Annotated in this window: 11 protein-coding genes; all 11 read right to left on the bottom strand. The window is 40.2% G+C overall.

Annotated features, from left to right (window positions below):
- Positions 1–16 precede the first annotated feature (16 nt).
- A complete protein-coding gene (locus H6F98_RS14035) occupies positions 17–1,180 on the bottom strand; it encodes a glycosyltransferase family 4 protein (RefSeq protein WP_192219318.1) in 1,164 nt (387 codons plus the stop codon).
- Positions 1,181–1,319: 139 nt separating this feature from the next.
- Positions 1,320–3,044, bottom strand: a complete 1,725-nt coding sequence (locus tag H6F98_RS14030; protein ID WP_192219317.1) for a hypothetical protein — start codon at positions 3,042–3,044, stop codon at positions 1,320–1,322.
- A 40-nt stretch (positions 3,045–3,084) separates the two neighbouring features.
- Entirely contained in the window at positions 3,085–4,950 is a 1,866-nt protein-coding gene (locus tag H6F98_RS14025; protein ID WP_192219316.1) for a hypothetical protein, read from the bottom strand.
- A 53-nt stretch (positions 4,951–5,003) separates the two neighbouring features.
- On the bottom strand, positions 5,004–5,825 hold the full coding sequence (locus tag H6F98_RS14020; protein WP_192219315.1) for an FkbM family methyltransferase: 822 nt from the start codon (positions 5,823–5,825) through the stop codon (positions 5,004–5,006).
- Between the two features lie 13 nt (positions 5,826–5,838).
- Positions 5,839–6,585, bottom strand: a complete 747-nt coding sequence (locus tag H6F98_RS14015; protein ID WP_192219314.1) for a class I SAM-dependent methyltransferase — start codon at positions 6,583–6,585, stop codon at positions 5,839–5,841.
- 2 nt (positions 6,586–6,587) lie between these two features.
- On the bottom strand, positions 6,588–8,063 hold the full coding sequence (locus H6F98_RS14010) for a bifunctional class I SAM-dependent methyltransferase/glycosyltransferase family 2 protein (protein ID WP_192219313.1): 1,476 nt from the start codon (positions 8,061–8,063) through the stop codon (positions 6,588–6,590).
- Positions 8,064–8,208: 145 nt separating this feature from the next.
- Positions 8,209–10,161, bottom strand: a complete 1,953-nt coding sequence (gene asnB, locus H6F98_RS14005; protein WP_192219312.1) for an asparagine synthase (glutamine-hydrolyzing) — start codon at positions 10,159–10,161, stop codon at positions 8,209–8,211.
- A gap of 13 nt (positions 10,162–10,174) precedes the next feature.
- Complete coding sequence (locus tag H6F98_RS14000; protein WP_192219311.1) at positions 10,175–11,317, bottom strand: glycosyltransferase; 1,143 nt, start codon at positions 11,315–11,317, stop codon at positions 10,175–10,177.
- 414 nt (positions 11,318–11,731) lie between these two features.
- The gene (locus H6F98_RS13995; RefSeq protein WP_192219310.1) at positions 11,732–12,970 is read right to left on the bottom strand and encodes a hypothetical protein; all 1,239 of its coding nucleotides are present in this window, start codon (positions 12,968–12,970) and stop codon (positions 11,732–11,734) included.
- 165 nt (positions 12,971–13,135) lie between these two features.
- Complete coding sequence (locus H6F98_RS13990; protein WP_192219309.1) at positions 13,136–14,284, bottom strand: glycosyltransferase; 1,149 nt, start codon at positions 14,282–14,284, stop codon at positions 13,136–13,138.
- On the bottom strand, positions 14,281–15,108 hold the full coding sequence (locus tag H6F98_RS13985; protein WP_192219308.1) for a bifunctional 2-polyprenyl-6-hydroxyphenol methylase/3-demethylubiquinol 3-O-methyltransferase UbiG: 828 nt from the start codon (positions 15,106–15,108) through the stop codon (positions 14,281–14,283). The genes H6F98_RS13990 and H6F98_RS13985 overlap by 4 nt, the downstream gene beginning before the upstream one ends.
- Positions 15,109–15,113 lie beyond the last annotated feature (5 nt).

Here is a 15,113-nt window from a genome sequence, read left to right as displayed (position 1 = left end):
TACAGTTTATTAGAGATTAGGCTATCTCGTACAATTCTGTCAAAATTCTATTAACTACTATCGTTTCGTCAAAACACTTCTTTGCTAGTTCTCTAGAGTATTTGCCGAACAAGTGCCTTTTATCCTCATCATCCATTAAGTATCTCAGTTTTTCTGCTAATTGCTTAGCATCCTTTACAGGTACGAGAAAACCATTCTTCCCATCTTCAACAACTTCTTTACAGCCTACGCTATTAGAAGCAATTATCGGTTTTGACATCGACAGCCCTTCTAATAATGTTCGCGGAACCCCTTCACGATAATAGGAAACGAGAACCATTATGTCAGCCAACGCAATAATGTTTTTAATATCATCTCTAAAATAATCAATCACAATAAGATTATCTGCTCGATGAGCATCAATATAGTCTTGAGGTACGGAATCGGGGCTACCTGGATCTTGAGGGCATACCATCAGAAATATCCAGTCAGGATAGGCGGCTTTTAAAAGCTCTGAGGCTTCAACAAATTCGCGAACCCCTTTACTCCAGATCAGCCTTGCCGCAACCATAACTACACATTTAGGGTTTTCCTTAATTTGAAGCTCTTGCCTTAATTGCGCTAAAATTCCTGAATTTACATCTGTCAAAGAAAATTCGTTTAAATTTATTCCTCCACTTCTAATAACAAGCCCCTTAGCAGCTTTTATAATTCCTTTTTCTATAAATAGCTCTAGATCGTCTTTATTTTGAAACCAGGTTTTATCACTAATTGATAGGGCAAGTTTATATAAAAAAGTAGCAAGTTTACGAACAATTCGCTTTTTGGTTGAATCGAACTCTTCAGAGAAAACATAACCGATTCCTGAAACTAAACAAACTATTCTTTTAATTCCAGCTAGTTTAGCGGCTAATGTACCAAATATATTGGGCTTGATTGTCATATTATGAACCAAGTCAAATCGCTCAGCTCTGAAAACACTGTATAGCTGAAAAAGTAGCTTTAAATCTTGAACAGGAGTTATGAATCGGTTCATTGCAATGGGTATGCATCTAGCACCCATTGCCTCTAATTTTGAGACGTAGGAGCCAGGAGGCACTATGACACATACGTCCATCCCTTTATGAACAAGAGCTTTGATTAAGCCACCTCGAAAATGCCACATTGAGAAATCATCATTTAGAATCAGAGCTATTTTCATTAATTACTCACAAATACGAATGTTATTTAGCCCAATGATGCGATCGCTAAGACAATATTTCAAATTGTTTATTTGCTTGGTAGGAAATATAAAGTCTACTTGGTTATCGGAGTAGGTAAATTTTTGCTGATGCCATAACTTACTGTTCTAGTTTCAAAAAACTCAGTAAATTTGGTGAAATTACATAGATAGAAACTTCATTTATTCCATAGTTTTCATACTCAGATTTGAAGTCAATTCTTTTATACTTTGAATCAAGTTCGTTATAAAATGTATTCCAAGCTTCTGCTTGCTGTAGTAGATTGACTTCTTCAAGACTACTAACATGACTACTCTTGTGAAAACTTTCTAACATGACGACATCCACTGAAGCTTCCAGTTGGTTTAGCGTAGGTGGCATAAAGCTTGCCATTTCTTCTGTTTCTAAGTAGGGGTATTCAAGAATCTTTGAACTAAAATCAAGTGGCAGATCAAAAATTGGGGGATTCGCCCAACTATGAGGGGAGTAGTAAGCAACGCGAGTGCCAGGAGGAGCATTTTTGATAAACCATTGTCTTGGCTCATCTCTAGTAATTTGTATTGAAGCTGCCTTTTGTTCAGCTTTTTGCACAATTAACTGATGGTTCTCAAACAGGAGCAAGGAAGGTTGTAAAAGAGCGATCGCAAGCATCAAGTAATAAAAAGGTTTTAATACCTTAGCATTTGGCAGGCTTTTCAATTTCCAACGCCAGAAAGTAGTCCCCATTGCGATAATCCATAAATAAACAGGGATAAAGTGAATGCCCCAGCGCTCCAGCTTAGGACTCGCAATACCCAATCCTGAAAAAACAATTAAAGTGGATAGAGCAACAAATCCGGCAACTGAAAACCGCCTAAACAAAGAGAAAAAGACAGTTGTTGCCGAAATTAAAAACAATAAAAGAAATACATACCCATATCCTAGAAAATAATCCCAATTGTAATAAAAATAGGGTTCTTTGGACATAGCTGCATACCATAGCTTTAACTCAGCCGCTCTATCGGACAATACACTTAGTAAACTATTGAAATGGATAATATAGCGAAGAAGTAGTATCAAAGATGTTACAAGAAATGACACTAACAAAAGATATAAATCCGTTACTCTATAACGCCTTTGCCAAAACAATAAGATAATAGTTATCGCTGGTACATAAGCGAACATCAAAGTATTGAATTTGATGTTAACAAGGAAGGCAAGTGAAATGCCAATAGCAAGACTTAAAAATTTTAAATTAGGTTTATTAATCAGCGCAAAACTTGAATATGAAAGGATTAAAAATAAGGGCATTATTACATGATCGACACGCATCAAGTCCATATTAGATAGCTGATAGTTAAAGACAAATATAATTACGATTAGTAAAGATAGCCAGTTACTCCAACTTATCAATCTAATGATTTTGAAGAGAATGATGCTTGATAAAATATTGAACAGAGCGTTAGTATGCCTAATAGTAAAAATTAGGAAAGCTTGATCTAGGTGTGAAAACTCCAAATTTAAAAAATTAAGTTTTTGTGCAAGGCGTAGCAGTAGTGAGCTGAGAGCGTAGATTAAAAATTGTGCATCAAAATAAGGTGGATAACCCGATATTTCTGATAATAACTTGAGATTCGAGTTTTTTATAGCATTAATGAAAGAAAGAGATATATTGATTGTTGATTCTGAATCTGGTTCAAACGAGTATAAATAATAGGTGTCAATTAGCGGTATTACTTTCCATGCACCTAGTATTAAAACAAACCCAATAAAAATCTTTTCCCATTGTTTGGACGTATCTGTAACATGAATTGTTTTGTAAATCCGATCCAACCAAGGGAAAGAAGCTAAGTTATGATTATCCATAAGGCAAGCTTCCATCTAGGAAGTATAAAAGAATTATTGATTAGATTCGCTTAATTGATTTTGCATAAAAGAAACCTTGTTGCGAAGCCCCAGGATGATTGGCTAGGCTTCCACAAACAGCAAAAATACCTGTATTTTTCGGCATCATCAAGTTGTCGATTATCAGCCAATTAGGCTGAGTTAAATCGCTCAAATTCATCATACTTATTAAATTTGTGGCGGCACTTAAGCTTGTCAGTTCCTTAACCACGTCAGGGTCAATATTATGAGAAGTCTTGAGCAGTCCATCCCTAAAATCAGTTAGACGAACGTTAGGCATATGCGTTTTCCGGATGGAATTATCTGCGACAAGATTAATGGATGAGCCAGAGTTAATACGCAGATGTATCGCTTTTGTCCCTACTGGGCATGACAGCTCATCAAGTTGAGGGGGTCGGCTAAGTACCTTGGTAGTCATTGGGGCTAAAAAGACAAATCCTGCACAAATCAGGCTAACAACTAATAAGTATTGAGAAGAGCTTTCCTTTGTTGGTACTGTCACTGGCTGGTGCAACTCCAGATTTTTAGCGATGAATTCAATCCCCAGAGCAGGAAGTGTCGCAAGGAATGGCATCGTAGCCGCATAAGCTCTCATGGCATCAGCATCCCAAGGTGGCACACATGGCACAGAGGCTAAAATACCCAAAGTAGCTACAACCATTAGAGAAGCATTTGGCTCTCGCCAACACCGAAAGCTGTTTAAAAGAGCGATCGCACTAAGTATTTGTAGGAAAAAGTTTGTCTTTAAGTCAGGTATAAAGGAGAAAACATAATCCTTAAACAGAAATTCTTCCCAAGCTCGAAGTGAACCTCTAACTAGAGCAAATGGATTAGCACGAAGACTCTCAAAGGCTAGAGCATAGATTTTTTGTGCTGCTTCTGTATCGCTCATGCTATTCAACTCCGGATGATCTTGAAGGACTTGAGTCCAATCCCCTCCAACAATCAGACCATAAAGAGTGTAGGAAAAATTGGAAAACGCCATGCTATCGGCAGAACCAATTACCTTGAGCAGAATAGAGTTGAGGATAAAACCGAGCAAAACTACACTAGCTCCACCGAGGAGAAAGCGCCACGAAAAACGATCCACTCCGCGAAATGACCAAGTTCCCCAAAGGATGAGTGCAGGCAAAATAAAAAACGCTCCAGCACGGGCGTTTAGGGCTAGGCTCAGGAGTAAGATACCGACTAAACAATAACTAATTTGTCTTTGCCGTGCGCCACGCCAGAGGATAGCAAAACCAACTGCACCTAGAGGCAATCCTAGGCTTTCTGTCAAGGTGTAACCAATAAACCTTCTGTAAAAGAGAAATAGTACAGCGATCGCTACCACCCCGGCTGCCGTCCCGTGGCTTCTTTGTACCTCACGGGCAGCCAGGAAACATGAAATTGCAGCTATCGCAACTAAAATCGCCAAGGTAAGTTGTAAATTTTGCTGTGTTAGTCCAAGTAGGGATGCCAACACTCCAGAAAATAAAGGTCGCCGACTACCCCATGCTGACATGTTGCCAAATTCAAGCACTCTTCTGGCTTCCCAGTAGTAGCCGCCAGCATCACCCGTAGGCAACAAACCACCAATAATAAAGCCATTGCTAATACCACTGTTCCACAATGCTGATATGGGCAAGGCAAATAAAATTAGAGTCAAACTAAGACTCAGAAGCGTCCCTATCCAGCCAGATAATCGATAGGCTGGGTAAAACAGCAAGGCGATCGCAATCAAGACAGGAGTTAAGCCGTTCTTTGCCGTGAAACTAATCTCTGTCGGTACGCGAAAGATTAAAACCAGTGCATACAGCAGCAGGGGGACTGTAATGCTGATAACTGGATAGAGTGATCGCCTTAGCAACTTAATTACTGTAGTCATTTGAGCTAGTTTACGTTTTAGCCGTAATCAATAGATGCTGAGGACTTTATCTGCTACAACAAAAGTGGTTTTCGCGAACAAATTAAATCAATATATCCTCGTTTGTCTACTGTTTTTTCAATTAATCCCTCTTTAGCTATTTTGAGATTACCGCCTTGACCCAGGATGTAAATGAAATAATTTTTCTTTTGAAAAAAATCTAGTAAGGTAGTTGGGTCAAAGCCTAATTCAGAAATCCCACTTGGCGCATATTCAATAGCAATGATAGCACCGGGATTAGCTGCCAATGTTTGTTCCATACCCAAGCAAGCTGGTAACTCATAACCTTGCACATCGATTTTGATGAATGTTATAGCTGATTCAATTTTTTCAGATTTCACAAAGCTGTCTATACAGCGCATCTCTACAGCAGAGACTTTCATTAAGTCGATACCTGATTCACTGTATTTATCAGTAACAACTCGATGATCGCCATGATGGCTCTCGTTATACCAAAGTTTTACCGTTCCATCCCTAGCTCCCACTGCTGCACAAAGGGGAATTATTTTGGTTCTTGCCTTCCAGGTATCTATTATTTGATTAAGTTGAGCAAAATTAGTTGGTTCTGGCTCAAAAGCGTAAACTTTGAACCCAGGTGTAACTACGTTTGAAAAAAGGGTAGAGGTGTAACCGATATTAGCGCCAATATCTAAAATATGACCCCCTTTAAATAGTTCTGGTCTTTTTCTTATTAGTCCAAAAAATGGATCTTCAATATATTTTTTGTAAAGAAAGTAAGATAGCCAAAATATTTTCTGAAACCAGCGGCTTTCAGATAAACCTATTTTCTTAAAAAAGCTATATATCGCTAGTAAGATTTTTTGGAATAATTCCACACTGTTTTCTCCCTCAATTCCTCAAGTTGACCCTCTCAACCTTTTTTTCTAAAACTACCAAAATACGGAACGCTAGAAAACGACTCATGAATGATAAAGTTTTTTCTAGTGTTAGAACTGGTTTGAGCAAATTCATTGGTAGCAAAGAAGGCTGATTAAAGCCGCCACTAAGCGGATAAGCAAAATATGACATCCGCCTATGATACTGCTTAATAAATTGCGGATACTGCTTCTGAAACGAATCATACTCTCGCTCAAATAGAATGGTTGCAAATGCTTGATTAGCGTCGAATGGCTGCCGATCCGGCGATGGTTCAACCCAGTCCAAGGGATTTTGATTAAAGTTTACTGGCTCTGGGTGCAGAAAATGGTAGATAGGCCAGGAAGCAAAAGATACATAAGGCTCCATCATCGCCACTCTGCCACCTGGACGCAGGACTCGCAATGCCTCATTAAAGAAGAGACTTACATTTTCGATGTGGTGTAACACATCAAAGAGAACAATATTGTCAAAACTTTGGTCGGCAAACGGCAAATCTTGAGCATCAACAACTGCATCAAGCCACGGCAGAGGAACTATGTCAGTTGAAACAACATTGGGCGCAAATTCTTTGAGATTGCCGCTGCCTCCACCTAATTCTAAACTTTTGCCGGGAGCTAATTGTGCGACTATTTCTTGATACCATTCGGTGTACAGCGCACGAAGAATTAGCTTTTGCTCCCAAATGATTTTGTGCTGCCGCAGAAGTTCTTCAGACATCTTTACAGAGCTTTAAGTTTACGGAAGGCAAAAAGGGTCATTTTTAGAAGTAACCAGCCATGCTGAAATCTGCTGATTTTTGTGGAACCATACGTGCGATCGCGATATCGAATCGGCACTTCCACAATCTTTAGATTCAGTTTTGATGCTCCTAAAATCAAGTCAAAATCACCAAATGGATCGAAGTCACCAAAATAGTGTCGGTTAGCGACCAATTTCAGGTAATCCTGACGAAACATTACTTTGGTTCCGCACAAAGTATCTTTGAGAGGTTGATTCAATAACCAAGAGAAAGCAACACTAAAAAATTTATTTCCCAGAAGGTTAATGAAGCGCATCGCCTGACCTTCCATCGGATAGACTAGACGGCAGCCATTAATAAATTCTCCCTTGCCGGAAGCAATAGCCTCATAAAATTTGGGCAAGTCTTCGGGGGGTACCGTTAGATCGGCATCTAAAATCATGAGAATATCACCTGTTGCTGCCGCAAACCCTTTACGAACAGCATCCCCTTTTCCTTTGCCATCCTGACTTAGAAAACGTATACAGAGGTCGGGGTAACTGGCGATGACCCGCTGGATTTCGTCAACCGTTCCATCGGTAGAGTGTCCATCTACAAATATGATTTCTTGCTTACTGCCAAAGCTTGGTAATCTCTGGATTGCTGATTCAATATTCCCTTTCTCATTGCGACAAGGGATTACCACCGTAGTGGAATGAGCCTTTTTTTCTGGAGTAAAGACAGGTCGGGCAACCAAATAAAGCGATAGGCAAAGCTTGTTTAAGCCAGGTATCGTTGCTAAATATTTATTAGTCAGGGAAGATAACAACGGAAATCTTTTGGGAAATAAGAGCCTCTTCTCCCTCTTGACTACTTCAAAATCTGCTAAATTGAGCAAGTTTGCAATATCATTGGATGAAAGCCAGTTCTGTTGGCGTTGGGGCATTTTTAGCCCAATCTTTTCAGCGATTTGTAAAACGGGTTCCCATAAAAAATGGTAGTAAGAAATAATTATTCGGGTTTTAGGGGTACAGAATTTGCGAAGGTTTTTTAAGGTTAATTCAATATCGATAAGATGACCGATTACATCGCACAAGATGATAAAATCAAATGTTTCATCAAGTGCTAGATTTTCTACATCGGCTACAACGAATTCGAGTTCAGGACATTGAGAATGTTGGCTTCTGGCTTGGTCAATCATTTTTTCGCTGAAATCAACCCCAACTCCACGAGAGGGCTTCACAGCAGCGAGTAAGTCACCTAAACCACAGCCTAGCTCTAAGACCTTCAAGCCTTCAGGGATCAAAAAGCGGTAATAACTATACTGTTGCTCGTAGTAATAACTAGCTTTCTGCTGCCAGAGATGACGATCTTGGGCTAATTGGTCAAAGCGATCGCGTATCTGTTGTTTGATAGAGCGATCACGATAAGTCTGTTCGTCAAAGAAGCTTTGAGCACTGGAAAAATTAGTTTTCATGCCGATCGAACTTGCGGAACTCCTCACGAAAGGACATAATACACCAGTTTTTCCTGGCTAGTGCAAGAAGGCAGAAGGTCAACAGGCTCGTACTTTTTACTTTCGGCTCTGTTGTTAACTGGTCACTTATTTGGGTCATGCTGCACTAGTGTATTACATTGGCATCCAGCCAAGCCTGAAACATCAGCACATCCCATAGATAGTATTGCCAGTCATCATCACCCGAAAGATGCTCTGTCCATATCTCTCGGATTGGATGAGGGTTAAAAAATCCTTCCTCACGCAACCGCTTTTCATCCAGCAACGCTTCAGCCCAATCCCGCAAAGGTCCGCGCAACCAGTCGTCAATTGGAATCCCGAAGCCCATCTTCGGTCGTTCGATCAACTTTTGAGGCACATACTTATACAAAACTTGTCGCAGCAACCACTTGCCCTGCCCATTGCGGATTTTCATTTCCAGAGGAACCTGCCATGCAAATTCCACCAAGCGGTGGTCTAAAAAGGGGACGCGAGCTTCTAAACTAACCCCCATGCTGGCTCGATCTACCTTGGTGAGAATATCGTCGGGCAAATAGGTTACGGTATCCAGAAACATCATGCGCTGAGTGAAATCGGATAGCCTTGCCCATTTCTCACGGTCGGTCAGGATGGTAGAGGGTTCTAAGCTACCTAGTACTAGGGATTCTGGTTCTTTGCAGTGGGATACCAGTCCTTTGTACATGGTGTCAGGACTGTCAACGGCTAAAATTTCTGCTAATTTGTGTAATTTATAACCAGGCTGGCGTTGTCTGAGCTTGGCGGGAAGTAAAGAGCCGAATCCAGCAAACAGCCGATCCCAAGTTTGAGGCGATAACGTCGTCAAGCCATAAGCCGCGAACTCTCGAAGATTTGGGGGTATCCAGCCAATCTTTTGCCAAATCCTTCGCCCCCAGAAGTAGCGGTTGTAGCCACCGAATAGTTCGTCGCCGCCATCTCCGGATAGGCTGACGGTGACGTGTTGTCTGGCAAGTTGGGATACTAAGAACGTGGGAATCTGAGATGCATCTGAGAAGGGTTCATCATACAGGGTGGGCAGTTTTGGAATGACTGCGATCGCTTCTTCTGGAGTTACATAAAGTTCTGTGTGGTCACATCCTAAATGTTGCGCTACAGCCTTGGCATCTTTTGCTTCGTTATAGGATTCCTCATAGAAACCAATAGAAAAGGTTTTCACTGGCTGACTACTTTGAGCCTGCATCAGGGCAACTACGGTAGAGGAGTCGATGCCTCCCGACAGAAAAGCACCCAAGGGAACATCTGCCACCATACGCAGCCCAATGGCTTCCTGCAAGAGTGCCTCCAACTGTGCCACGGCTTCAGATTCCGAGCCAGCAAACGGTTTAGCAACGCCTTTTTCGGCAACTTCCTTAATAGACCAATAAGGTATCGGTGTCAGTTCACCCTGTCCTTTCCAGGTGAGAATTGTACCGGGGGGCAGTTTGTAAATGCCTTTATAAATTGAGTAGGGTGCAGGAATGCAGTTATGCCGCACAAACAGCGCTAAGGCATCTCGATTAATCTTGCCCTGAAACCTAGGATGAGCTTTTAAGGCTTTTAACTCAGAACCGAATAAAAAAGTCTCGCCGCTACAGCCGTAGTAGAGAGGCTTTTCACCGAAGCGATCGCGTCCCAAATGCAACACTCGCGCTTGACGATCCCATAGCGCAAAGGCAAACATACCATTAAGACGCTGGACTGCTTGTTCCAAGCCCCACTCGCTAAAGCCAGCCAGCATTACCTCAGTATCGGAATGACCGCGAAAACGATGACCGAGAGATGCTAATTCTTGCCGAAGTTCTGAGAAGTTGTAAATCTCGCCATTGAACACGACAACATAGCGACTAGAGGCAGAATGCATCGGTTGATGACCTTCAGGCGAAAGATCGAGGATGGACAAGCGTCGATGTCCTAGCGCAATTCCCACCTCTGCATCTACCCAAGTTCCACCATCATCCGGCCCTCGATGCAACAGCGTGTCGGACATTCCCTGTACTAGCCACTGCATCTTTTCGGCACTTAGTTGTCCCGATGTATCCCAAAATCCCGTGATGCCACACATTTGGTCTAAATTTTCAGGTTAGTTTTCTTGCCAGCACACTTTCATATAGTGCCTCATACTGTGCCACAACAGAGTCTAGAGAAAAGTGTGCGATCGCTCTATTTCGTGCAGCTTGTCCCAAGGCAAATCTACCCTCTGCACCCAAATTGATTAACTCTTTCCAAGCGTTTGCTAAAGCTTCCGGATTTTGTGGAGGTACGATTCGCCCTGTTTTGTCCACCATCCAGGCTGAGTCGCCTATATCTGTAACCACACAAGGCACACCACAAGACATGGCTTCTCCTACAGCTAGAGGAAATCCTTCACCATAGGAAGAAGATAAAGAAGCGATGTCTAAAGCCGCCGTAAGGCGTGGCATATCAGTGCGTTCTCCTAGCAAGTCGATTTGCTCGTAAATCCCTAACTCCTGAATTAAGTCATACAAAGCCTGATTTTGTCGATCTATTCCTTGTCCAGCCAGAATGAAATGTACGTCTGGATGTTCTTTTAAGACCAACGCAGCAGCTTTGAGAAAATTAGCTTGGTCTTTCATGGCATGGTAACGAGCCATCAATCCAATTAAGCAAGCTTGTTCGGGCAAGCCTAACTCAGCGCGAACAGTGACTCTTGCTTCAACTGATGGTGTGAAGAGCAAGGTATCAACGCCATTGGGAATTACACAGCTATTGCTCTTGGAATAACCTAATGCTTCGTGCTGGATCTTACTAATTTTAGAAACATGAACAACATTAGTATCTAGCTTTGATAGGTAAGCACACAATCTAATAATTACTGCTGTCAATTTTTTTTCAAAGGCTAATGAATAAATTGAACATTGAATACACCAGACAATAGGCATCTTTTGCTCGCAGAAAATACTAGCCACCTGTGCTGCCAGATTCGCATGATACATCCAGCCTTGAACTATATCAGGATTGAGTTGACGCACTAAGCGAATTAATTGCTTCATCGCTGATAGTGCAGGTGTCCCTGCGTTCATCCCAATAGTATAGACAGGTATGCCCAAAGCTTGAATGCGATCGCCCACCGTGCCATTATCCATCAATGAGACGACTACCGGAGTAAAGCGTTCTCGGCTCATCCTAGACAGGAGCTGATAAAGCATCATTTGAGCGCCGCCGATAGAGAGATCAGTAATGATGTAAACGATTTTCATAACTTGCATCTAGCTTGAATATTAAAAGCTAGCTTACTTCTCAGTATCATGACAGCAACTGGCAACCATCATGGAAACGTAATGCTTCTCTAAACGTTCTAACTGACAATACTAAAGTTAAAATAAGAAAAAGCACAACTTATTGCTATGTTTACATTATCAGGTGAATGAGGATTTATAGCTATCGCTCTTCTGTCAGACTCAGAAAATTACGTTCAAAGCAAAAGCCTAAGAGCTTTTTCACATAACGATTTGAGTGATGAGTTTCTATCAGAAACTCGAAAATGTAAACCAATTGGAAACTCCGCTTCTATAAGGGTTACAGCGTTTGCGATAGCGAAGCGCTGATCACCTAAAGTGACAGAAGATCTATACTTTGCGGTGTTGCTCTAAATCAGTAAATTCAGTTGTTTTTTATTTACTTGTTTTGATTCTAAATTTGAAAGTAACAAAAAAGAATAAGAACAAAAATATTAAAATTATAAGATTGTAAATTACCAACTTAGGCATACCACTTACTGAGTAAGAACCTAAAACAAATATTGTATACGCATAAAATGCAGAAAATCCTTTGTCAATTTCTATAATGGATTTAAAAAATAAATCTACTACTCTAAAAATATAACCTAATGTAAATGCAGTGAGCATAACACCTGGTACAGACAAGCTATACATTCCAAAAGCAATAATTCCAGGTGGCACACCCCAAGTCAATACAGGTATTTCAGGGTAGTAATCATAATACATAGAAGTATTTAAGCGATGAACTTCAAGACCTGTTGTAATATTTAGTCTTGAAGGAAGTAAATCACTAATTCCTGTATAAAAATCTCTAAAAAATAACAAAGGATAGCTACGCTCTATACTTAACTGAAGCGAAATCTGTCCCGAAACAAAGTAGTCTACAGATTTCAAATATAGATTAGTTGAACTATCTTTTAAAAATGTTTCATATTGACCTTGCCCAAGTGAACCAGAAAGTAGAGCCGAGGCTATTCTGAATGGTACCGCAAGAATTCCTTCACTTTGGAATACTCTATAAGCAAGAATAAACACTTCATCAAGGATAGGCAATCCCAAAAAAACAATTGCTAAGAATAGAAATAAATACGTTAGATAGAGTTTATTCTTTTTAATACTGAATGTAAAGTAAAAAATTAATCCTAGACCAATAAACTTTAGCTTTGATACTGAAATGAATAAATTACTAACTATAATAACTACCAAAGGAATCAATAAGAGAAAAATCAATTCTGTTTTTGTTTTACGTTTTTTGTAAAGATAATATATGAGGGGAATGAATGCTAAATCTATAAATCTTCCAACGAAAGCAAACTTACCGACCATATCGTCGCTAAGAAGACCTGCCCGGTTAAGATCTAAATTATATATAAATGATGAAAAACCTCCGAATTCTTGAATATAAACTAGTAAAGAAATCAGTGATAGTAAAGATAAAAAGTAAGACGCTACTCTATATACAGCTATTCCATTAAACTTGCGGATAGAGAGTTTCACTAACTTTTGTAAGCCACCTCGGTAAGCCACACCTCCAATAAAAGCGAGTATGAATATCAGTGTTGTAAAAAAAGAAGAAAAACTCACGAACCTTGAGGCTGGAGTCAAGTGAATTTCAATTCCAGATTCATACATTTTACTCCCAAAAAGAATAATATTTATGGGAACAAATATATATGTTATTAGAATTTGTAGCGCGAAAAAGTTTTCAATATTCCAAAAGTTATTCCTGATTTTTAGGCATACATAACTTGAATAAGCTAAGAATAATAAACAGTATGAAAGAAGCAGCATATCCACTTATCTATCCAAAGAAAAATTACTAGGAGACTGCTCTAAACTAGACACTACATTTTGAATTAGTTTATTACAGTTAAACTCTAAAAGAATTCTTGAACGATTTTTTAACTTGAGGACAGGATTTTTGTATTGCTGTTCTTTTATCAAGCTCCTCCATCCTGCTACCAGCGCTTCGGAATTCCCCGGTGGTACGACTATACCCACATTTTCAACAATCCATGCTGAGTCGCCTACATCTGTTACCACGCAAGGCACACCACAAGCCATTGCTTCGCCAATGACATTAGCAAATCCTTCTCCATAAGCAGAAGAAGAACAAAGAATATCGAGAGCATTATATACCGCAGACATATCTACACGTCTTCCCGCCCAGATTACCTTTTCAGAAATATCTAGCTGAACAGTTAATTGATAGAGTTCCTGCGTGTAATCCTCCAAGCCACTACCCACACAGACAAAGCTCACATCTTGTCTGTCTTTGCATAGTAGAGCTGCTGCCTTTAGAAAAGTAGGATGGTCTTTCATTGGAGCTAGTCGCCCTACTAGACCAATTAAAATAGTATTTTCCGAAAGACACCATTCTGCCCGTACCTTTTGCCTTGCTTCTATGTCTAGATTAAAGCGTTCAGTATCAATGCCATTAGGAATAACGATCATCTTATGAGCGGGAAAGACATGCTCTAAATAGTAAGAATGACCTGCTTTAGAATTCACAATAATCAGGTCAGCAAACCGAGAAAGAAAGCATTCCCAAGGGAAGAGTATACGTGATAGCCAATCAGAATGGCTTAAATCCATATTAGATACTCGCACACCCCAAACTATTTGGGGTGTCCTCAAAAAAGGTTTGAGAAAAATAGTCAGTAAATTTGCTGTTTCTAGATAACCATGAAGTACATCAGGCTTTATGAGCTTTAGATGATGAACAAGACGCCAAAAGAAGGAAAACAAATCCCAGCGTCCTTGCTTTTCTAAACAGATCAGACGAATACCACTATCCTTTAGCTCTGGCTCGAAAAATCCATCTGGATAAAAGTATAAAATTGTAATATCGAAGCCTTCTTTTTTGAGAGTTTTGGCAAGAGTAACTAGTTGTTTTTGGGCACCACCACAACGAAGAGATTCGATTAGAAAAGCGATTTTTCTCATTGCTTGACAAAAACGAACTGATTATTTCCCAAACTCCCTAAAGTAGTGAGCAAGTTTTTCAACATAAATCCTCTGTCCTGGTAGAACTTGAAGATTTCTTCCGGTTTGGCTACCTCATAGGGATAGCCGCCTAGCCAATCATACCAATCATAGATTATGGACATTCCTCTTGATTTTTTATACTCTTTGTAGCGTAATATTGGGTTTCTAAGCTTCACAAGATCTATAGCTAAACCCATAAGAATGAAATAGGAGATGAACAACATAGACACTAAAGTTCTGCCGACAATCCCAGAACAATAAAATTGCTTAACTTTGAGCCAACGCCTAGATGCACTACCCTGGTCGTTATAAATAGCAAGGCACAACTGCCCTCCATCAACTACTGGTAAGCTGGCATTGTCCAGTGCTTGCCACATTGCACCCGTATGGTGAAGTACTCCCCAAGAATAAACGATGTCAAACTGGCGTAATGATTTGATGTAATCGATGTTTAGTACTGACCCTTGTTCAATAGTCCAGTTGGAATCTTCAGGAAAGTATCGCCCTTTGAGTTCTTGCGTACAAGCTACTGATTGAGGATCGTAGTCAAAGGAATGGACTTTTGCCCCCAATCGACGTGCAGCAAGAGAGAACAAACCACTGCCAGAACCGATATCAAGAAAGCTTTTACCTTGTAAATTCTCTACCTCCAACATTTCTTGGAGAGATTTCTCAGCTTCGGCAATGCGCTCATCATTAAGGACTGATAAAAAGCGCTTCCAATTTTCACCAAACTGAAAGCGATCGCCCTGCTTTACTTCCTCTTCAAAGGTGATTTTCATAACTC

Origin of the sequence: Microcoleus sp. FACHB-SPT15 (assembly GCF_014849525.1) — a bacterium.
Classification (GTDB): Bacteria; Cyanobacteriota; Cyanobacteriia; order Cyanobacteriales; family Coleofasciculaceae; genus Symplocastrum; species Symplocastrum torsivum.
This window is presented reverse-complemented; position numbering and strand designations above follow the sequence as displayed.

Bases quoted from the DNA above. Each gene is read 5' to 3' on its own strand.
- H6F98_RS14035 (WP_192219318.1), bottom strand. From the start codon at position 1,180: ATGAAAATAGCTCTGATTCTAAATGATGATTTCTCAATGTGGCATTTT.
- H6F98_RS14030 (WP_192219317.1), bottom strand. From the start codon at position 3,044: ATGGATAATCATAACTTAGCTTCTTTCCCTTGGTTGGATCGGATTTAC.
- H6F98_RS14025 (WP_192219316.1), bottom strand. From the start codon at position 4,950: ATGACTACAGTAATTAAGTTGCTAAGGCGATCACTCTATCCAGTTATC.
- H6F98_RS14015 (WP_192219314.1), bottom strand. From the start codon at position 6,585: ATGTCTGAAGAACTTCTGCGGCAGCACAAAATCATTTGGGAGCAAAAG.
- H6F98_RS14010 (WP_192219313.1), bottom strand. From the start codon at position 8,063: ATGAAAACTAATTTTTCCAGTGCTCAAAGCTTCTTTGACGAACAGACT.
- asnB (WP_192219312.1), bottom strand. From the start codon at position 10,161: ATGTGTGGCATCACGGGATTTTGGGATACATCGGGACAACTAAGTGCC.
- H6F98_RS14000 (WP_192219311.1), bottom strand. From the start codon at position 11,317: ATGAAAATCGTTTACATCATTACTGATCTCTCTATCGGCGGCGCTCAA.
- H6F98_RS13995 (WP_192219310.1), bottom strand. From the start codon at position 12,970: ATGTATGAATCTGGAATTGAAATTCACTTGACTCCAGCCTCAAGGTTC.
- H6F98_RS13990 (WP_192219309.1), bottom strand. From the start codon at position 14,284: ATGAGAAAAATCGCTTTTCTAATCGAATCTCTTCGTTGTGGTGGTGCC.
- H6F98_RS13985 (WP_192219308.1), bottom strand. From the start codon at position 15,108: ATGAAAATCACCTTTGAAGAGGAAGTAAAGCAGGGCGATCGCTTTCAG.